Annotated in this window: 19 protein-coding genes and 1 tRNA gene; 12 read left to right on the forward strand and 8 right to left on the reverse strand. The window is 69.2% G+C overall.

From position 1 onward, the window contains the following. Positions 1-11: 11 nt before the first annotated feature. Together M3M55_RS07465 and M3M55_RS07470 are read left to right on the forward strand one after the other, a co-directional pair. On the forward strand, positions 12-1,712 hold the full coding sequence (locus M3M55_RS07465) for an acetolactate synthase (RefSeq protein ID WP_249012194.1): 1,701 nt from the start codon (positions 12-14) through the stop codon (positions 1,710-1,712). A gap of 378 nt (positions 1,713-2,090) precedes the next feature. Beyond that, on the forward strand, positions 2,091-2,612 hold the full coding sequence (locus tag M3M55_RS07470; RefSeq protein ID WP_249012195.1) for a DUF4395 family protein: 522 nt from the start codon (positions 2,091-2,093) through the stop codon (positions 2,610-2,612). On the opposite strand, the gene M3M55_RS07475 is transcribed toward M3M55_RS07470, so the two are convergent. From M3M55_RS07475 to M3M55_RS07485, 3 genes are all read right to left on the reverse strand, one after another. Beyond that, positions 2,581-3,522, reverse strand: coding sequence for a Ppx/GppA family phosphatase (locus M3M55_RS07475; RefSeq protein ID WP_249012196.1), 942 nt, complete (start codon positions 3,520-3,522; stop codon positions 2,581-2,583). The two genes, M3M55_RS07470 and M3M55_RS07475, sit on opposite strands and share 32 nt — an antisense overlap. Further along, positions 3,519-4,457, reverse strand: coding sequence for a D-glycerate dehydrogenase (locus tag M3M55_RS07480; protein ID WP_249012197.1), 939 nt, complete (start codon positions 4,455-4,457; stop codon positions 3,519-3,521). The genes M3M55_RS07475 and M3M55_RS07480 overlap by 4 nt, the downstream gene beginning before the upstream one ends. 99 nt (positions 4,458-4,556) lie before the next feature. Further along, positions 4,557-6,029: an MFS transporter gene (locus M3M55_RS07485; RefSeq protein ID WP_249012198.1), complete on the reverse strand. Its 1,473-nt coding sequence runs from the start codon at positions 6,027-6,029 to the stop codon at positions 4,557-4,559. Between the two features lie 177 nt (positions 6,030-6,206). On the opposite strand from M3M55_RS07485, the gene M3M55_RS07490 reads away from it, so the two are divergent. Further along, positions 6,207-6,647 carry a helix-turn-helix transcriptional regulator gene (locus M3M55_RS07490; RefSeq protein WP_249012199.1) on the forward strand — a complete coding sequence of 147 codons (441 nt, stop codon included), beginning with the start codon at positions 6,207-6,209 and terminating at the stop codon, positions 6,645-6,647. A 357-nt stretch (positions 6,648-7,004) separates the two neighbouring features. Next, a complete protein-coding gene (locus M3M55_RS07495) occupies positions 7,005-7,886 on the forward strand; it encodes an N-acetyltransferase (RefSeq protein ID WP_249012200.1) in 882 nt (293 codons plus the stop codon). Between the two features lie 157 nt (positions 7,887-8,043). Here the strand turns inward: M3M55_RS07495 and M3M55_RS07500 are convergent, their stop codons facing one another. Next, a complete protein-coding gene (locus M3M55_RS07500) occupies positions 8,044-8,256 on the reverse strand; it encodes a hypothetical protein (RefSeq protein ID WP_249012201.1) in 213 nt (70 codons plus the stop codon). 134 nt (positions 8,257-8,390) lie between these two features. Here M3M55_RS07500 and M3M55_RS07505 point away from each other — a divergent pair. The 4 genes from M3M55_RS07505 (at position 8,391) to M3M55_RS07520 (ending at position 10,770) form a co-directional block, all read left to right on the forward strand. Beyond that, positions 8,391-8,464, forward strand: a tRNA-Met gene (locus tag M3M55_RS07505). Between the two features lie 485 nt (positions 8,465-8,949). After that, positions 8,950-9,900 carry a DUF932 domain-containing protein gene (locus M3M55_RS07510; protein ID WP_249012202.1) on the forward strand — a complete coding sequence of 317 codons (951 nt, stop codon included), beginning with the start codon at positions 8,950-8,952 and terminating at the stop codon, positions 9,898-9,900. Positions 9,901-10,180: 280 nt separating this feature from the next. Continuing rightward, the gene (locus M3M55_RS07515) at positions 10,181-10,459 is read left to right on the forward strand and encodes a DUF3072 domain-containing protein (RefSeq protein WP_249012203.1); all 279 of its coding nucleotides are present in this window, start codon (positions 10,181-10,183) and stop codon (positions 10,457-10,459) included. Beyond that, on the forward strand, positions 10,456-10,770 hold the full coding sequence (locus M3M55_RS07520; RefSeq protein WP_249012204.1) for a hypothetical protein: 315 nt from the start codon (positions 10,456-10,458) through the stop codon (positions 10,768-10,770). Before M3M55_RS07515 ends, M3M55_RS07520 begins: the two co-directional genes overlap by 4 nt. A gap of 32 nt (positions 10,771-10,802) precedes the next feature. On the opposite strand, the gene M3M55_RS07525 is transcribed toward M3M55_RS07520, so the two are convergent. The 4 genes from M3M55_RS07525 to M3M55_RS07540 all read right to left on the reverse strand — a co-directional run bounded on the left by M3M55_RS07525 (position 10,803) and on the right by M3M55_RS07540 (position 14,219). Beyond that, the gene (locus tag M3M55_RS07525) at positions 10,803-11,321 is read right to left on the reverse strand and encodes a hypothetical protein (protein ID WP_249012205.1); all 519 of its coding nucleotides are present in this window, start codon (positions 11,319-11,321) and stop codon (positions 10,803-10,805) included. Next, a complete protein-coding gene (locus tag M3M55_RS07530) occupies positions 11,318-11,539 on the reverse strand; it encodes a hypothetical protein (RefSeq protein ID WP_249012206.1) in 222 nt (73 codons plus the stop codon). Before M3M55_RS07530 ends, M3M55_RS07525 begins: the two co-directional genes overlap by 4 nt. Before the next feature lie 9 nt (positions 11,540-11,548). Then, a complete protein-coding gene (locus M3M55_RS07535; protein ID WP_249012207.1) occupies positions 11,549-13,657 on the reverse strand; it encodes a hypothetical protein in 2,109 nt (702 codons plus the stop codon). A gap of 61 nt (positions 13,658-13,718) precedes the next feature. Further along, a complete protein-coding gene (locus tag M3M55_RS07540) occupies positions 13,719-14,219 on the reverse strand; it encodes a hypothetical protein (protein WP_249012208.1) in 501 nt (166 codons plus the stop codon). A gap of 794 nt (positions 14,220-15,013) precedes the next feature. On the opposite strand from M3M55_RS07540, the gene M3M55_RS07545 reads away from it, so the two are divergent. The 4 genes from M3M55_RS07545 (at position 15,014) to M3M55_RS07560 (ending at position 17,814) form a co-directional block, all read left to right on the forward strand. Continuing rightward, positions 15,014-15,292, forward strand: a complete 279-nt coding sequence (locus tag M3M55_RS07545; protein ID WP_249012209.1) for a helix-turn-helix domain-containing protein — start codon at positions 15,014-15,016, stop codon at positions 15,290-15,292. Continuing rightward, positions 15,292-15,732, forward strand: coding sequence for a hypothetical protein (locus M3M55_RS07550; RefSeq protein ID WP_249012210.1), 441 nt, complete (start codon positions 15,292-15,294; stop codon positions 15,730-15,732). The genes M3M55_RS07545 and M3M55_RS07550 overlap by 1 nt, the downstream gene beginning before the upstream one ends. A 345-nt stretch (positions 15,733-16,077) precedes the next feature. Next, a complete protein-coding gene (locus M3M55_RS07555; RefSeq protein WP_249012211.1) occupies positions 16,078-16,866 on the forward strand; it encodes a hypothetical protein in 789 nt (262 codons plus the stop codon). 648 nt (positions 16,867-17,514) lie between these two features. After that, a complete protein-coding gene (locus M3M55_RS07560) occupies positions 17,515-17,814 on the forward strand; it encodes a YciI family protein (protein ID WP_249012212.1) in 300 nt (99 codons plus the stop codon). Positions 17,815-17,818 lie beyond the last annotated feature (4 nt).

Raw genomic sequence — 17,818 nt, forward strand, 5'->3', positions numbered from 1 at the left:
GCGTCCCTGAGATGGACGACTCCTTCCACGGCGGAGCGCTGATCGCCCGGCGGCTCAAGGCCCACGGGGTCAGCAAGCTGTTCACCCTGTCCGGCGGCCACATCTTCCCGATCTACGACGGCTGCCGGGCCGAGGGGATCGACATCATCGACGTCCGCCACGAGCAGACCGCCGCGTTCGCCGCGGAGGGGTGGGCCAAGGTCACCCGCACCCTCGGGGTGTGTGCGCTGACCGCCGGCCCCGGGATCACCAACGCGATGTCGGCGATCGCCTCGGCCCAGCAGAACGACACGCCGATGCTCGTCCTCGGCGGCCGGGCGCCGGCGCTGCGCTGGGGCCAGGGCTCCCTCCAGGAGCTCGATCACGTCCCCTTTATCGCGCCGCTCACCAAGTCGGCTGTCACCGCCGAGTCGACCGAGGCGATCCCCGCGCGCGTCGAGGCGGCGATCGCGACCGCGCTCGCGCCGCGCAGCGGCCCGACGTTCGTCGATTTCCCGCTCGACTTCATCTTCGGCTCCGCGCCCGAGCACCTGCCCGCCGACGCGGTGGCGCCGGCACCGGCTGACCGGCTCGGTGCCGGCGAGGACCCGGGCCGGGGGATCGACGGCGGTGCTGCGGAGGTCGCAGCGGGCGCCGGACCGGCGCGCGGTGCCGAGCTGGAGGCGGCGGCGCGTGCCCTCGCCGCTGGGCGACGGCCGGTGATCATGGCCGGGACCGGCCTCTACTGGGGGGCGGGGGAGGTGGCGCTGGGTCGCCTCGCCGAGGCGCGCGGCATCCCGGTCTTCCTCAACGGGCTCGGTCGCGGCTGCCTCCCCGCCGACCATCCGCTCGCCTTCTCCCGCGCTCGCGCCCGGGCGCTCGCTGAGGCGGACGTCGCCGTCATCGTCGGTGTGCCGCTCGATTTTCGGCTCGGGTTCGGGGCGGCTTTCGCGCCGGAGGCGACGCTCATCAGCGTTGACGTCGCCGCCCCGGTCCACCGACCGGCCCGGACGCCGGCCCACACGCTGATCGGGCCGCTCGGAGAGCTGCTGGACGGGCTGGCCGGCTCCGCCGGCCCGGGCAGCGCTGATCCGGACTGGGTCCCCTCACTGCGCCGGATTGAGACCGACGCCCGCACCGCCGAGGCCGCCCAGCTGCGTGACGGGCGGGCCCCGTTGCACCCGATGCGCATCTACGGCGAGCTCGCTGGCCTGCTCGACCGTGACGCGATCGTGATCGGGGACGGCGGCGACTTCGTCTCCTTCGCCGGTCGCCTGCTCGACTCCTACGCTCCTGGATGCTGGCTCGATCCCGGCCCCTTTGGCTGTCTGGGGACCGGGCCCGGCTACGCGCTGGCCGCCAAGCTCGCCCACCCCACTCGCCAGGTCGTGCTGCTCCAGGGGGACGGCGCCTTCGGGTTCTCCGGGATGGACTGGGACACGCTCGTCCGCCACGGCGTCGCCGTCGTCTCGATCGTTGCCAACAACGGTATCTGGGCGTTGGAGAAGCATCCGATGGAGCTGCTGTACGGCTACTCGGTGGCCGCTGACCTCACGCCCGGGACGCGCTATGACGAGGTCGTCGCGGCGCTTGGCGGGCACGGAGAGACCGTCGCCGAGCCCGACGGGCTGCGGGCCGCCCTCGAGCGGGCGCTCGGCGCAGGTCGTCCCGCGCTCGTCAACGTGCTCACCGACCCGTCGGTGCCCTACCCGCGCCGGGCCAATCTCGCCTGAATGATCTCCCTGAGCGGTCTCCCTCCACTGAGTGCTCTGGCTCGCCTGAGCGGTCAGTGGCCAAGAACGGACGAAGGCCGCCTCCCGTAGGAGACGGCCTTCGATCCAGGTTGGCCCAAACGGGACGGGCAGGGGTACGTGCCGGAAGGGCCTGGTTTAGATGGCTGAGGCGGCGGGAGGCGCCGTTGTGCGGCTTCGCCCCAGCCTATGTGTGCGGTGGTCAACATATTCTGTCGACGCCCGCACGGGGATGATCGGGGATCGACGGCCAGAGCGCAATCGAACATCCGTCCATGCGCGGCGGTCTGCGGTTGGGTTCCCGCGGACGCCCGCCGAGGACCCGCTGGGTAAGTCGATTGACTCAGTAGAGTATGGGTCATGGCTTCGCTTCGCGTGTTCTTCACATTCCCCGATCCGGTCAACGAGAAGGCCGCGCGCGCCGTCGCGGCGGTCGTCCTCATGGAGGCGGTGCTGCTGCTGGTGACCGGCTGGTGGTGGCTGACCCTGCCGCTCGCCTACGGGTTCTGGGCTCGTGTGCTCACCGGTCCCCGGTTGAGCCCGCTCGGCTGGGCCGCCCAGAATCTCATCGCCCCCCGCCTCGGGGAGCGCCGGCCGGTACCTGGTCCGCCCAAGCGGTTTGCCCAGGGCATCGGGGCGGCCCTCGCCACCGCCGCGCTCCTTCTCGGGTTCCTTGCCGGCGACCACCGCGTCGGCGAGGTGCTTGTCGCCCTCTTCCTGCCCGCGGCCGGCCTCGAGGCGCTGCTCGGGCTCTGCCTCGGCTGTCGCCTCTTCGGGCTGCTGATCGGTCTTGGGCTGATACCCGAGTCCGCCTGTGTCGAGTGCGCCGACCTCTCCGGCCGCCTCGGGCTCAGCGCGCCACCAGCGGTTCCCCGGAGCTGAGCCACAGCGCCGTGCCGCGGAGAATGTCGTGTTCGGAGACCTCGATCGCATCGAGTCCGAACAGGTCCATCACCGCGAGCAGAATCGCCGTGCCGGGCACGATCACCCCGGCGCGATCGGGATGCAGGCCGGGAAGATTGCGCCGCTCGTCGGCGCTGAGAGCCAGCAGCCGCGCCTCGAGGCTCTGAACCCGTTCGAGGCTGAGCCGGTACCCGTGGGTGCGGGTCGGGTCGTAGGGGTCCAGGGCGAGGTCGATCGCCGCGAGTGAGGTCGGCGTGCCCGCCACCGCGAGCGTCCGCTGCACCCCTGAGCGCAGCGACAGCGGCACCCCGGCGGCGAGCGTCGCGGCGACGTCGGCGCGGAGGGCGGCGAGTTCGGCGGCGGTCGCCTCCGCGCCGTGGAGGTGGCGGTCGGCCTGGCGCACGACGCCGGCCTGGGCGGAGACGTGAAACTCAGCCGTGCGGCCGTGTCCGAGCACGAGCTCGGTGGAGCCGCCGCCGATGTCGACGACGAGGATCCGTTCGCCGCTGTCGGGGGCGACGGTGTCGGTTGCCCCCCGGTAGGTGAGCGCCGCCTCCTGCTCCCCGGTGAGGATCTGCGCGTCGATCCCGTAGCGGGCGTGGACCTCGGCGGCGAAGGCGGGTCCGTTCGCGGCGTCCCGGACGGCGCTCGTCATCACCGCGACGGTCCGGTCAACGGCGAGCTCGGCGATCTCGCCAGCGTACGCGTCGAGCACGGTGAACTCGCGGGCGAGGGCCGCGGGGGAGAGGATCGCGTCGGCGTCGACCCCCGCTCCGAGCCGGGTGACCCGGCTGATCCGCGTCAGCTCGGCGGAGATGTGCCGACCGTCGAGGTCGGCGACGAACAGCCGCGTCGTGTTCGTCCCGATGTCGATCACCGCGACCCTCATCTCGAGACCGCGTTCGGGTGCGGAACCGGGTTCGGGACCGGCTCGCCGGCGAGGGCGGCGAGGACGTTGGTGACGGCGATCTCGGCCATCTGCGTGCGGGCGGTGACCGTCGCCGAGCCGATGTGGGGGGTGATCAGCAGGTTCGGCGCCTGCCACAGCGGGTCCTCGGCCGGGAGCGGCTCAGGGTCACAGACGTCGAGGGCGGCCCCCGCGATCTGGCCGCCGGCGAGCGCGGCGGCGAGGGCGCGCTGGTCGACGATCCCGCCCCGGGCGGTGTTGATCAGGATCGCCCGCGAGGGCATCTGCGCGAGCGTGCCGGCGTTGATCAGGTGGCGGGTGGCGGGGGTGAGCGGGCAGTGGAGGGAGACGAAGTCCGAGCGGGCGAGCAGCTCCCCGAGTCCGGCGTGGTCGCGTCCACAGGAGAGGACGGTCATGTCAAAGCCGGCGGCCCGGCGGGCGACCGCCGAGCCGATCCGGCCGGCCCCGATGACTCCGAGGGTCGCCCCGGTGACGCTCACCCCCAGGAACCCGTCCGGCTGCCAGGCGGGCCACCGTTCGCGGGCGTGGTCGGCGGCGGGGATGAGCCGGCGGGCAGCGGCGAGCAGCAGCGCCCAGGTGAGATCGGCCGTCGCGTCGGTCAGCACGTCGGGCGTGTGGGTGACGCTGACCCCGTGCCGGGCGGCGGCCGCCAGGTCGATGTTGTCGTAGCCGACCGCGTAGTTGGCGACGATCCTCAGGTCAGGGAGCGCGCTCAGCAGATCCTCATCGACGCGGTCGGCGACGAGGGTGATGAGTGCCGTCGCGCCGGTGGCGTGGGCACGCAGCTCAGCGGGGCTCGGCGGCTGGGCTCCGGGCCAGACGGCGAGCTCGTGCGCAGCGGCCAGGCGGCTGAGCGCGGCACCGGGCAGGGCGCGGGTGACACAGACGCGAGCCATCACCCGCCATTGTCACGCACCGGCCTCACAGGGCCGGTGCGTGATCACGCGCTCGGACGGGGAGCGGGCCGGTTCTGGGGCCGGCGGGGCTGTTGGAGCTCAGAACTCGATCGCCGGGGCGTTCTGGTGCGCCGGGGCGGTCCCGACGGCCCGCCGCGGGGTGATGAAGATCGCCACGAGGGCGCCGATCGCGGCCATCGCCGCTCCGAGCAGGAAGGCGAGCTGGAAGCCGGAGACGAGGGCCTGGTCGGCGGTGTGGACCGCCGCGGTCGGGTGGTGCAGCAGGGCCGTCGAGCGTGACGTGGCGACGGTGGCGAGAATCGCCAGGCCGAGGGCGCCGCCGAACATTCGGGCGGTGTTGACGATCCCGGAGGCGATGCCCGCCTCATGGGCGGCGACTCCGCTTGTCGCGGTGATCGTGCCGGGGATGAAGGCGAACGGCATCGCGATCGACGTCAGCAGGCAGGGCGCGAGCATGCCGCCGAGGTAGCTGCTGTGCACCTGGATCGTCGAGAATAGGGCGAGGCCGACGGTGAGCACGACCATCCCGGAAATCAGCAGCCGCTTGGCTCCGACCGCCAGCGTGATCCGGGAGGCGATCACCGACCCGGCGACGATCGCCAGCGTCATCGGCAGGAAGATCAGCCCGGCGTGCAGCGGGGAATAGCCGCGGACCTGCTGGAGGTAGAGGGAGAAGAAGAACCACATGCCGAAGGTCGATCCGCCGACGAGCATCACGATCACGTTCGCGGCGCTGAGGGCGCGGGAGGCGAACAGGCGCAGCGGCATCAGCGGGGCGGCGGCGATGCGCCCCTCGTTGAGCAGGAACAGGCCGAGCAGGAGGACGCCTGCGGCGATCAGTGCATCGGTGGTGACGTTGCCCCAGCCGGTCGTGTCGGTGCGGACGATCCCGAACACGAGCAGCGACAGGCCGACGGTGGCCGTCAGTGCGCCGGAGAGGTCGAAGTTGCGGGTCGCCTGCGGGTTGGTGCTCTCACTCAGCAGGCGCAGGGCGGCGGCCGCGGCGATCAGGCCGATCGGAAGGTTGATGAAGAGGATCCAGCGCCAGCTGAGGAGGTCGGTCAGCACTCCGCCGAGGAGCACGCCGGCGGCGCCGCCGGCTCCGCCCATCGCGCCCCAGATCCCGACCGCGCGGTTGCGCTCGGCAGGCTCGGTGAAGGTGGTGGTGATGATCGACAGGCTGGCGGGGGCGATGATCGCGCCACCGAGACCCTGGATCAGCCGGGCGATGACGAGCATGCTCTGGCTGTCTGACAGGCCGCCGGCGAGCGAGGAGAGCGAGAAGAGTACGAGCCCGCTGACGAACACCCGGCGGCGGCCGAGCAGGTCGGCGGCGCGGCCCCCGAGCAGGAGGAAGCCGGCGAAGGTGATCGTGTAGGCGTTGACGACCCACTGCAGTCCGTCCTCGGAGAAGCCGAGCGCGTGTCGGATTGCCGGCAGCGCGACGTTGACCACCGACACATCGAGGATGACCATGAACTGCGCGAGGCAGGCGAGGATCAGGGTGGCGGTGAGGTGCGTTCTCTGCGTCGGCGTCTCAGTCAGCGTCATCTGCGGCTCCGGTCGGGCGGGTCGGCGGGTCGGGGACAGAACGGCGGGGCGGGCGCCGGCGTGAGTTCGCCGGGCCGCGGATTGAGACGGCGGCCGGTGACACACCGGGCACGGCATTAGTACGAAGAGCATCGAATCTAGCACTCGGTTCGACGTTTCTCGTACTATTGGGGTGAGATGCGGTCAGCCGTCGACCCCAATGCAGCCGTCGCCTCAATTGGCGCCTCAATCGACACCGGCGGCGCTGCGAGTTTCGATGCGGCCGGTGAGGAGGCCTTCTCCGGCCCGCTGTCCGACGTCGCCGCTGCCGACCTCGAGCTCGCGGCCGTCCTCGGCGCGCTCAGCGATCCGCTGAGATTGCGAATCGTCGCGACGCTCGCCGAGGGTGGTGAGTGGACGTGTGGCTCGCTCGAGCTGCCGATCGCCAAGTCAACCAAGTCCCACCACCTCCGGGTGCTCGGGGAGGCGGGGATCGTCTCCCGGCGCGTCGATGGCAAGTGCCGGATGCTGCGCCTTCGCCGCGAGGCACTTGACGAGCGCTTCCCGGGTCTGCTCGATGCCGTCCTCGCCGCCGCACCTGCGGTCCCCTCCGCAGCGACGGCGCCCGAGGGCGTGTGAGCCATCGCGACGGGTGCCCCCAGCCGGCGGCTGTTCGCGAGCCGGGACCGCGATCACCGGTGGTGCTGCGTGATGACGGGCGCACTGAGGCGACGGTCGCGTCGCTGTCCTGTCGGCGGGCTTCGGAGCCCCGGTGAGCTTCGGTGCGGCCCGATGTGCGGCGCGGCCTGATGTGCGGTGCGGCCTGATGTGCGGTGCGGCCTGATGTGCGGTGCGGCCTGATGTGCGGTGCGGCCTGATGTGCGGTGCGGCCTGATGTGCGGTGCGGCCTGATGTGCGGCGCGGCCTGATGTGCGGCGCGGCCTGATGTGCGGTGCGGCCTGATGTGCGGCGCGGCCTGATGTGCGGTGCGGCCTGATGTTCGGGGCGAGTGGATCAGCCGCCTCAGCCGGAGATCGAGGCCCGCTGGCTCTCGATCTCGATCTCGTCGACGCGATCGAGCAGGCGTCCCTGCGCGGGTGGCCCCCGACGATCGTCGAGTCACTCAGCGACGGCTGGATCCTGCGGGCAACCCCCGGTCTCGATCGTGGCCGCTCCTGCCATGCCCTGACCCCACGGCGGCGCGCGCTCGCGCCCGGCGAACTGCCTGAGGCGCTCGCGCGGATCCGCGCCTGGTCGGCCCTGCACGGGATCCGCGGGGGTTTGCAGGTCTCCCCGCTGGAGCTGCATGTCGGGTTGGCCGAAAGCCTGGGGGCGGCGGGGTGGACGACCGCCTGGAGGGTCTGGGTGATGGCCGCCGCCCGAGACGATGTCCTCGCCCTCGGGCGGGCTCGCAACCGTCTGAGCCGCGACGGTTCTGGGGTGGGCGCCGCCGAGCCGGTCATTGACTGGTGCGCGGAACGGTCGCCGACCCCCCGCTGGCTCGCCCACTGGGCCGCCTGTGAGCCCTCGCTCGATGCCGACGTGATCGCCGCCCACGCCGCGACCGTGTTCGCGCACGTGGACGGACGCGGTGTCTTCGGCCGGCTCGGTGAGGTCGCGAGCGGGATCGTCGTGGAAGACGGGCAGGGTGACTGGGCGGGCCTGTTCTCGCTCGTTGTCGCCGCCGCCCACCGTGGCCGGGGGCTGGGTCGTGAGTTGGTTCTCGCCCTCGTCGAGGAGGCTCGCGCAGCGTCGATCTACCTGCAGGTGGCGATGGACAACCCGGTCGCCATCGCCCTCTATGAGCGCCTCGGCTTCCAGCGCGTCTACAGCTATCAGCATCTCGTCGCCCCGGCCCGCTGGGCGAGCGGAGCCTGACCCGGGCCCGCGGCAGTGTCGCCCCGAGCGGGCCCGGGCGGGGCTGTGGACCCTCCCAGAGTCCACAGCCCCACAACGAGGGCACGCCGGGGCCGGATCGGTCGCGGGGAGAACGCCTGCGGGCTCCCGCCCGGGATGCCGGCAGGAGCCATGCGGCTCACGCCGCCACGTCCTCGCGGTCATAACCGCCGTAGGCGTCGATGACATCGAAGTCCTCGAGCTCGACGATCACTGCGACCTTGCGGTCCATCCACAGGAAGCGCACGCACGCCTCGCCGTACTCGACGACGTCGGGGAGAGGAAGGCCCGAGTCCGCCAAGAGGTCCAACATTCGGCGCTCCGCGCGCTGCTTCTGATCGATGGGTGCCATGCCGCAAGGGTCTCGCGGCTCCCCATCACGACTCAAGGACCCTTGATCACGATCTCAACACAGGTTCCTCTCAACTTCATCACAACGGCTCCGCCTCACCCGGCACCGAGGACCTGCTATTAGTAAAAACCCACCGCGGGGTGGAGCAGTCTGGTAGCTCGTCGGGCTCATAACCCGAAGGTCGCAGGTTCGAATCCTGCCCCCGCTACTTCGAAAAGGCCAGCAAATGCTGGCCTTTTTGCGAATCTCGGCAACGGTTGGCGGTGCGGCTTTCTACCAATCGTCTACCAATCTTGCTTGACGCCGTTTGCTCGTGGGCTGGCGATGGTGGTGTGCCGCTGGTTCATCGCGGTCGGCGTGAGGGCCGCCGTACCGCGCGGCTCCGCCAGAAGTTCTCGCCTTCAGATTCCTCGACGTGATCGCGCACGATGGATGCCACGTCTACGAGTTCGCCTGATGAGCGGGACGTAGAAGGCGGGGCTGTCTACGTCTGGCCGGATTCCAGGCCGCTGTAGGCAGCCGACACCGGGAGCTCAGCAGAGGCTTTACCCCGGTTGCGGGAGCCGGCGGTCGGGCCAATGTTGGCACGCCCTGGCGGGCGTGCGGCCTCTTCGCTGACCGGCCCCGCAACCGGCGAGGCCATCAACCAAATGGAGGGTGAAGATGCCCGCAGGACTCACAAGCTCAGACTCGATGTTCTCAGTTCGCGAGACGCCGTGGCACGGCCTCGGGGCCGTGTTGCCGGAGGCGCCGAGGTCGATCAGCGAGGCGATCGCGGCATCCGGTCTTGGCTGGGGTGTTGAGAAGGAGCCGATCGCCGTTGACCGCGGTGATGTGGCGATGGCCAACAGCATCTGGGATCCCCGTTGTCAGGAGATTCCCGGCTACTACGCGACGGTGCGGCAGGACAACCGGGAGGTGCTGGGGATCGTCGGTGAGCGCTATCGGATCGTGCAGAACTGGGAGGCGTTCAAGTTCGTCGACCAGCTGCTCGGCACGAGCATGAACTTTGAGACGGCCGGCAGCTTGAATGGCGGACGCAAGGTGTGGGTGCTGGCGAGCCTGCCTGATCACATCGAGGTCGGCGGCGACCCGGTCAAGGCCTATGTGTTGTTGATGAACAGCCATGACGGCTCAACTGCGGTGATCGCGGCGACCACACCGGTACGGGTGGTGTGTCAGAACACGCTGAACTGGGGGCTCGCCAAGGCCCGCCAGCGTTTCAGCATCCGTCACACCGAGCAGATCGGCCGGCGGGTGCATGAGGCCCGCCGGGTGCTGGAGCTGTCGGTTGACTACTACGCCCAGTTCCAGATGCTCGGCGATCAGTTGGCGTCTGAGCGGATGACTGACCGGCAGTTGCGTGGGGTGCTTGATGAGCTGTACCCCTCAGGGACCGAGGACAGCGCCGGCACAGACAGGGTCGCGAGGACACGGCAGCAGCGCAAGGACCGGATCGTGGAGCTGTTTCTGTCCGGTGAGACGGTCGGGAACGCGCCCGGGTCGAAGTGGGCGGCGGTCAACGCGATCGTCGAGTTCAACGACTACTACCGGCCCTTGCGGGCCGGCACTGACCGCTTTGCCAGGGTCATTGACGACGGCGCGGTCAAGACTCGGGCGCTGGAGCTCATCAGCGCCGCCTGACCGCGGCGATGAGACTGGGCGGCGGGCCGTTCGGCTCGCCGCCGGCCCTGCCCGGATCCATGCACCGACGGACCGTCGTTGGTCTGTTGCGTGCTCTGACGGGCCGGGGGTCTGGGCAGCCCTGTAGCCCTACCGCGTCCTCGTTCGCTGTCAAGGGATTGGGGGCCCCCGACCCTGACGGGTCGGGTACGGCGAGGGTGATTACCAATCCCTTGACAGCTTCCTGCGGCGCGGTGACGGGCCGGGCATGCCCAGCACCCCGACCCGAAGGAGCACCCAGATGTCCGAGTCAAAGGCGCCGACCGCCAAGCAGTTCTCCTACCTACGGAGCCTCGCGCGACGGACCGGCACCACCTTCACCTACCCGGCCACGGTCCAGCAGGCCAGCGCTGAGATCAAGCGCCTCAAGCAGGTTGCCAGCACCGGTTTCAGCTTCGCTGAACTTGAGGCCGAGCAGAGCGCCCGCCACGCCCATGGTGATGTGCCGCTGACCAGCGACTATCAGCGCTGGGAGACCCAGGGGTACGGGTCGACGGCGACCTGGAGTGAGCGGTCATGAGCACCGCGACCCTCACCCCCGAGACCCGCGGCCACAAGCCCGCGGTCGGCCAGCGCACCGAACTGGCCCGCTACAGCGTCCCTGCCGGTCAACGGATCCTCTATGGCCAACGCGTCGACGGAGTCGTTCGCATCACCGACAATCCGGCGTCCGGTCACGGCCGCGCCTACCTCGTCGAGCGAGAGCTCGAACGCGACGGCTATGCCGCGCTGCAGGCCCTTGTCGTCGACTACATCGCAGAGGCACTCAGGCACGACGCCGTCCCGATGGACTGCTCGATCCTCGAGCGATACCTGGCCAATCTGCCATGACCTGCTCAGCGTCCGGGCCGGGGCAGGCGTTTTCAGTACGGCAGATCGCCCCAACGCCGGACAAGGGTTCGGTCGTTCGGCTCGGGCCGCTCATCGCTGAGCCCAACCCGATCGCACAAGGCCAGACTTCGCGCGTTGCGTCGGTCGATGCGCGCGAACGTGCTCGGGTGGCGCCCGAGGTCGACCATCTGCAACATGATCGTGAGCAGCATCATTTCACCGAGCGTTCCCTTCTCGCCATCCCCCAACGCCACCACGGTTCCGCGGGCATGCAGCGCGACGGCAACCACCTCGACGTAGCCGACGTCGGGCACGAAGCTCGGCTCGATCCGGTGAGCGCCGACGGCGACCACGTCCTCGGCTGCTGTGACGGCGACCAGCAGGTGGCCGTCGAACTGTGGGGGTGAGGAGAGATACCGGCCCGGCAGCGGACCGCGGATCTGCGCCTCGACCGTGTCCTCCCACGCCAGACCGGTGCTGCAACGAAACGTGCTCAGGGCGGGCAGGTCCGACCGGTGGGCCGCACGGACGCGAACCTCACCAGGGCTCACGTGATGTGCTGGATTCCCGAGGGAACGTGAATGGGGACACGCCGACCGGGCTTGAGCGCGTCAGCGTCATCCTCAGACAGCAGCGTTCCCCACGGTGTCCCGTAGATGTCAACGAGCGCCGTGCCGTCCCGGGCGCTCTTGACGAGCGCCAAGGCGACCGCTGCCTGGGACTCATCGAGCGCGTCGATCTCGTGCTGAAGCTGCTCCTTGGCGGTCATAGCTGAAGTTTAGGTCCTCCTGCGGTGCTGGTGCCCGTGCCGGTGCCGTCGGGGAGCCGGCGGATCTCCTCCGACTCTGACAGTCACCTTTCGGCTCGCGGCCGGCTGATAGGGGTAGTCCCCGACGGGCAGGGACGCGATCTGGAACCAGTAGGCGCGCAGCACGCTCGGGTCGCCGGCGCCGAAGGTGTAGGTAGTGTGGAAGTACCCGTGGCCGGTGACGTGCTCCTCGATGCCGTAGGTCGTGTACGCGGTCCTATAGCCGATGCGTAGGCGCACGAGCTCCCCGGCGGCCGGCAGATAGCCGCCCTCGAGCCGCCCCCGGATCGTGACCGTCGCGCCCCACGGAACTGCGGCCGGTGTGACCGACAACAGCTTCACCCGGGCGGGCACCACCTCCCTGACCTGCGCCGAGCTCGTCGGCGCGAAGGCCGAGTTGCCGCTGTAGGTGGCTTGGATCAGCCGAGACGGTCCCTTCGGTATGCGGGCGCTCCAGGTCCCGTTCGGTGCGGTGATCGCGGTCGCGATCGCCCGGAACTGGCCGGTGCCGTTATCCACGGCGCCCATCACCGTCACGCTCTGGCCGCCCAACGCCACGCCGGTGGCGCTGCCCAGCCAGCCGCTGACCGTCGTCGTCTTGGCGAAGCCGACGCGACGGCGCGAGAGCATCTTGAGATGCGGGTCGACGGCGACCCGGCGCGTCTCATACCGTCTGACCCGCGCCTTGTGGTGATGTCGGATCACCGTCCTCCAGACCGCGACCCGCTCCTTGACGATCCGTGGATGACAGACGGTCACCCGCTCACGTGCCCGGTGCGCGCGCACGAACCTGCGAACCCCCTTACGGCCATGCCGGGCCCGTATCCGGGCCCAGTGTCCGGCGATCTCGATGAGTTCTGCTCGTTTGTGACAGCGCATTGGGTCAAGCACCTTGGCAAAGCCGATCGAGCTGACCGTCGGCTGTTGGATATCGAGGGTCCAGGACTCCGTCGCCGATGTCGCGACTGCCCCGGCCGTGTCACGGGCGTTGTTGGCCGCATAGCAGCTGACGGTGTGCTCGCCGACGCCTGACACCGGCACCCGCGCTGTCGCGCCGGGGTAGGTTTGCGGGCTGGCGCCATCGACGCTGCAGGTGATCGCCGAGACCCCGGAGGGGCCGGCCGTTCCGGTCGCGGTCACATACTGGGTGCCCGCAGTCGATAGGGCGCTGCTCGGGCCGGTCAGGCTGACCGTGACGGGGTCGTTGTCGATGTTGACGCTGAGGTTCTCATCGCCGCGGATCGGTGTGTTGGTGCTGTAGTCCCAGGCCGCATCCTGGGCCCACATTGACAGCGGAACCCCGGCCTGAGATGGCGCAGAGGCCGTGTTGTATGGCTGGTCAAAGCTTCCGGCCGGACATTGATGCCAGGTCGTGTCATTCGCCGGTTGAACGAGCGGTTCAGAGACCGCGATGCCATTGAGCGTCGCGTCCATCTCACACGCCCCGGTTGGTCCGTCGGCGCTGAAGGCGACCGGCCAGGTTCCGCGCACCCAGCCGCTGGCGGCACCGAGGCTGCCGGGGGTCGCAGTCAGCGTCGGCCCGCCCGGTTCGGTCGCTTCGATCCCGAGACCGAGCACGGCGATCTGAGCGGCATTGTTGATGCCGTTACACGTCGACTGGCCACAGATGACCTGCCAGCCGATGTATGGCGTCGCGAGCGTCGGTGAGCTATAGCCCGCCTCGCCAGCATGCACCTCAGCACCGCCGCCCTGCCAGTACCAGCCACCACCCCACGGCCCACCGGAGTTGACCCCATAACTCGACATGCCCGACCCGTCAGTCCAGAAGTGCACGATCGAGAAGCCGGCCGGCGCGTCGATCTCCCACATCCCACGGGTGCCGTTGCTCGCCGTTCCCGAACCGAGCACGTCGAGGCCCTGCCAGCCCGCGCCCGAACCGGCGGGGCAGTCAAAGGGCGCGGTGATCCCGCTGGAGGGCAGCACCGTGTGCGCGACCCCGACCGTCCCGCCGTTGTTGCCCGCCGCAGGCGTGTAGCTGCCACACAACTGAATCCAGATCGTGCCCGCCGCCGCCGCAGTCGCCGCGAACTTCAGCGCCGTCACAGTGACCGCCGCCACCAGCCCGAGCTGGGCTACCCAGCGGCGGGGTGCGCCACGCCGGAGGGCCGGCGCCCGCCGTTCAGCAGACCACGGCGATGTAGAACGGAGCTGGGATGGGACCCGCATTGCCATATGTCCAGACCAGTACAGAGGTGCTGCCCTGCTTTGAAGACGGCTCGTTGATACCGACGCCGATGCTCGAGGCGAGCGGCTGCACGCCCACGGAGGCCGGCGTCGCGATTACCGCACAGCGCGCACCAAAGCGCGTACCCCAGCTGACGGTGAACTGATTGCCCGCGAGCTTCACGCGTGCGCCCCGGCTGCCCGAGGCGACCGTCGCGTTCTGGCGGATCCACGCCCACTCCCGAATCGACCCGCCGATGCTCGCAGGATCGAACTTGTTCGGCCCGACCGACCCGTTCGCTAGCTTCGCGTTGATGACCGCCCCGTTACGGAGCTGGCGGCTGCCGACACTGTCGGCCGGCAGGATCACCGCCGCATAGCTCGTGCCGCCCAGGGCGACAAACAGGGCCACATAGCCCACCATGTTGGCTTTGAGATGCCCCAGGATCCGGTACATGCAACCTCGCCTCTCGCTCGGGTCAACCATTCGGTGAGCTCCCCGGTCCAAGCACCCCCGCCGCCCCGAACGCCGACGCAGACTGCGCCTCACTCGAACTGCTTGACGCCGGGGCCTGGCTGGCCGGCGCCGCCGTCGCCACCGTGGGCGTGTCGGTGACCGGCGGCGTCGCAGAGACCGTCGGGTCACTTGGCGGCGTCAGCTGCTGCTGGTCTGCGTGACCAGCAGCAACCCGGTTCGCGCGGTGGCTCGCCCGTACCCTCGAGCGATAGAGGTGACGCGACGAACGCCGACCGGACCGTGCCGGCTCAGCGGCCGTCGCGAGGTGACGCTCGATCCTCACCGCCCCGGGTCTGGCTGCGGGCGCTGTCTCAACACTCGCACCTCCCTCGGCTCTGGCGAGCGCGTCGGGACGGCTGACCGGCCTGGCCGAAGGGGCCGTCACGACGATGGCCGTCGCGACGAGCGCCGCGGCGCTCAGGACCGCGACGCTCAGCGTGACCGCCGTGACCCGCCCGGGCAGCAGAAACGCAAACGGCGCCATCAGGCGCCGCGTCGGTCGTTTGCGGAGAGTGATCCGGGTCGGCTCCAGCTCCGGGTCAAAGGCGGCGTTCTCTGCCTGAAGCGGCTCACGGGCCATAGGCGGCTCGAGCGTCGCGATCCCGCGCCGCCTGAGAGGAATCACCCTCGCTACGTGTTCTCCGTCAGCCGGAGTCAACGTTCCACTCCCTCCACTGAGAGCCATCTCAAAACGATAGCGCAAACTTTGCGTATTTGTCTATACTCAACTTGTCGTGGACAGGTCTGAGCTCCTCACAGTCTCTCAGGCAGCCGAGGCCTTCGGCGCCACCAGCCAGACCATCCGCAACTGGATCCGCGCCGGCCAAGTCGATGCGGTGAGGATCGGCAACCGCTTCCTCATCCCGCGTCAGGAGATCGACCGCATCCGCGGCGCCGCACCCGTCATTGACGGCGACAGTCCCTGGGACATCTCAACCGCCCCACCCAAACCCCTCCAACGACGCGGCGCCCGGTCAACGGCTGACCCGACCGACGGGATGCTCGGCGCCTGATGGACTCACAAGAAGCCTTCAACCAGGCCCGGGAGCTCTGGCGCGAAGCGCTCCGTGGCCACGTCCTCGCCCCCCCCGATGCCGGATTCTCACAGCGCCTGCGCCAGCTCGCCGTCGCCGCGAACCAGCGCGCCGCCGCTTGCGAGGCGGCGCACCAGGACGGTTTTGAATGGCCGGCCGCCCGCGGCGGCGCCAAACCGCCGTGTGAACTCCGGCCCGGCAGCGGACGCCGCGGCCCAGAAGATCTCTGGGAACGCTTCGATGAAGCGGTCGATGAACTCGACAAAGTCAGCGAAGGGCGCAGCATGCGCGCCGTCGGACGCGCCTACGCAGACCTCGCCGAAATCGCCGAGCAGCTCGCCACCGCAATCGAGCGCGAAGACCGAGCCACCGGCCTGCTCGTCGCGCCCATCACCGCCAAACGACGTCGCTCCGCATAAGCACGTCTCTGAGTAGTGGTCGCTACGTCTCGAGTGCCGGTGCGTCCCAGGGAGAGCGGCCGCCGGAGCGCCTGGGCCTCGCAAATCTCCAGATCACTCGCCCTGGCTCACTGGCAGCGGGTCGGCCGGCCAGATGACGCAGTCGCGTGGGACGACGCTTCGGAACCGTCCTTCTCGTCAACGCGGGGCTCGGCTGGCTGAACGCAATCGGCTACGTCTACCTACGCAAGTTGCCACTGGGCCATCTCTAAAGTTCCCGTAACTGCCCCTCCGGGAGACCCCCGTCAACCGGCTCAGCGCGCGGATGAAGATCGTGTCCGCCGCTGAGGGGCGGAACATCGAGCGATGCCTAGAACGTGCACTTTCTGCGGCGCCGGGGACATCACGAAGGAGCACATCTGGCCGAAGTGGTCCCAGAGCTACCTCTCGGAGAAGCGGCCGGTTCCACACGTTCAGCAGACGGTTCAGGATGGCCGCGACGACGAGGAGCGGACCTGGCTCCAAAGGAGCCTCGACATGAAAGTCGGGACGGTATGCGGCAGCTGTAACAACGGCTGGATGTCAAATCTCGAGAACACGGTCAAGCCGTTCTTCATCGGCGCCTTTGAAGGCCGAGGCCGGGAGCTACACAGGGCGCTGCAGCGAGACCTCGCCGCTTGGGGTCTCAAGACGACGATGATGGTTGAGCATCAGCAGAAGCCAGCGCGATACGTCATCCCACCGAGCGAGTACGCACACCTCTACCAACGGCGGGAGCCGTCACTAGATGTGCTGGTGTGGATGACCGCCTACACGGGCATAAAGACCTCTGCACTGGGCCATCTGTACGGACTGGATGCAGACATGGCCATCGACCCGGACCCAGGGCGCGGTACCCGGGACATTTGGGGTTCCACGGTCGTGTTCGGACCTGTTGTGTTCCATCTCCTTGGAACCGACATCCCCGGCCTGTTGACGGATGTCGTGATGAAGACGCCGAACACCCACCGGCTCTGGCCGTACAAGCGAACAAGCACATGGACACCGACCCCGGGGCTTAACGACTCGGAGCTCCCGCGGTTCACGGAGGGGTTTCTCGAGCAGTTGCTGCGCCAAGGTGGATCAGGCCGCCAACGCCGTCCTATGCGAATCTGATCGCCGTGAACGGGTCCGATCAAAGCTCGGGCAATGGCCCTGATGCACCCGCAGCCACTGAACGGCAAGGCGGACTCAACGGACTACAGCACGGCTGTATTGCATCTGGACGCGGCTGACTTTGCATACCCTGTCGCCGATGACATGCGCCCGCCGGTCACGCCCCACGATTGTCCCGGCGGGGTTCGTCCGTGGCCGCTACGCGAACGAGAGCGAGCACCTGAACGGGGAACACCCCCCGCCCCCTGCGCACGGGCTAACCCCCAAGGAGGGCTCATGCTTCACAGCACCCACACCGCGGCCGCCCCGCAAGGACGTGCGTCATGACGCGCGCTCAGGCTGACTGATGAGTAGCGCGCTGAGCGTCGCGCCCCTGACCGCGAAAACGGCCGCCAGGCAATCAAGGCGCTGCGCAGCTCCGAGGGCTGGCAGCGCTGGCCCTCGGCCGGCGCAAGGTTCCACAACTACTCCTTCGTTATCTCGTTGCCTGGTGTCGTCAAGTGCGCGGTATGAGTCCCCGGTCATTGACGACAGGTCGTTGGTATCGCCAGGCGCCATCACGGCTGAGGGGGGAGCGCCGTGACTGAAGTCGCGCCTTGTGTCGAAGCCGATCCTTGGGGTGGGTCGCTGGTGCCGCATAATGATCGTGTGTTCATCGTGATCCTGGACTACTTGGTCGACCTGGATGAGATCGACGCTTCGCTCGATGATCATGCTGGCTGGCTGCGCAAGAACTATGAGTCGGGGCTTTTCCTCGCTTCGGGTCGACGTGAGCCGCGGGTCGGGGGAGTGATCTTTGAGGGCGGTGACCGGTCGCAGGTCGATGCCGCGGTGGCTGAGGATCCGTTCGCGGCTCGTCAGTTGGCGCGCCATACGGTCATCGAGTTTCACCCGTCGGCGTTTGGTGCAGCTCTCGACGATGAAGCAGTCCAGGCAGCGCTCGCCTGAGCTG

Origin of the sequence: Conexibacter sp. DBS9H8 (assembly GCF_023330685.1) — a bacterium.
In the GTDB taxonomy this organism is placed as follows: Bacteria; Actinomycetota; Thermoleophilia; order Solirubrobacterales; family Solirubrobacteraceae; genus Palsa-465.

Bases quoted from the DNA above. Each gene is read 5' to 3' on its own strand.
- M3M55_RS07465 (WP_249012194.1), top strand. From the start codon at position 12: ATGGACGACTCCTTCCACGGCGGAGCGCTGATCGCCCGGCGGCTCAAG.
- M3M55_RS07470 (WP_249012195.1), top strand. From the start codon at position 2,091: ATGGCTTCGCTTCGCGTGTTCTTCACATTCCCCGATCCGGTCAACGAG.
- M3M55_RS07475 (WP_249012196.1), bottom strand. From the start codon at position 3,522: ATGAGGGTCGCGGTGATCGACATCGGGACGAACACGACGCGGCTGTTC.
- M3M55_RS07480 (WP_249012197.1), bottom strand. From the start codon at position 4,457: ATGGCTCGCGTCTGTGTCACCCGCGCCCTGCCCGGTGCCGCGCTCAGC.
- M3M55_RS07485 (WP_249012198.1), bottom strand. From the start codon at position 6,029: ATGACGCTGACTGAGACGCCGACGCAGAGAACGCACCTCACCGCCACC.
- M3M55_RS07490 (WP_249012199.1), top strand. From the start codon at position 6,207: ATGCGGTCAGCCGTCGACCCCAATGCAGCCGTCGCCTCAATTGGCGCC.
- M3M55_RS07495 (WP_249012200.1), top strand. From the start codon at position 7,005: ATGTTCGGGGCGAGTGGATCAGCCGCCTCAGCCGGAGATCGAGGCCCG.
- M3M55_RS07500 (WP_249012201.1), bottom strand. From the start codon at position 8,256: ATGGCACCCATCGATCAGAAGCAGCGCGCGGAGCGCCGAATGTTGGAC.
- M3M55_RS07510 (WP_249012202.1), top strand. From the start codon at position 8,950: ATGTTCTCAGTTCGCGAGACGCCGTGGCACGGCCTCGGGGCCGTGTTG.
- M3M55_RS07515 (WP_249012203.1), top strand. From the start codon at position 10,181: ATGTCCGAGTCAAAGGCGCCGACCGCCAAGCAGTTCTCCTACCTACGG.
- M3M55_RS07520 (WP_249012204.1), top strand. From the start codon at position 10,456: ATGAGCACCGCGACCCTCACCCCCGAGACCCGCGGCCACAAGCCCGCG.
- M3M55_RS07530 (WP_249012206.1), bottom strand. From the start codon at position 11,539: ATGACCGCCAAGGAGCAGCTTCAGCACGAGATCGACGCGCTCGATGAG.
- M3M55_RS07540 (WP_249012208.1), bottom strand. From the start codon at position 14,219: ATGTACCGGATCCTGGGGCATCTCAAAGCCAACATGGTGGGCTATGTG.
- M3M55_RS07550 (WP_249012210.1), top strand. From the start codon at position 15,292: ATGGACTCACAAGAAGCCTTCAACCAGGCCCGGGAGCTCTGGCGCGAA.
- M3M55_RS07555 (WP_249012211.1), top strand. From the start codon at position 16,078: ATGCCTAGAACGTGCACTTTCTGCGGCGCCGGGGACATCACGAAGGAG.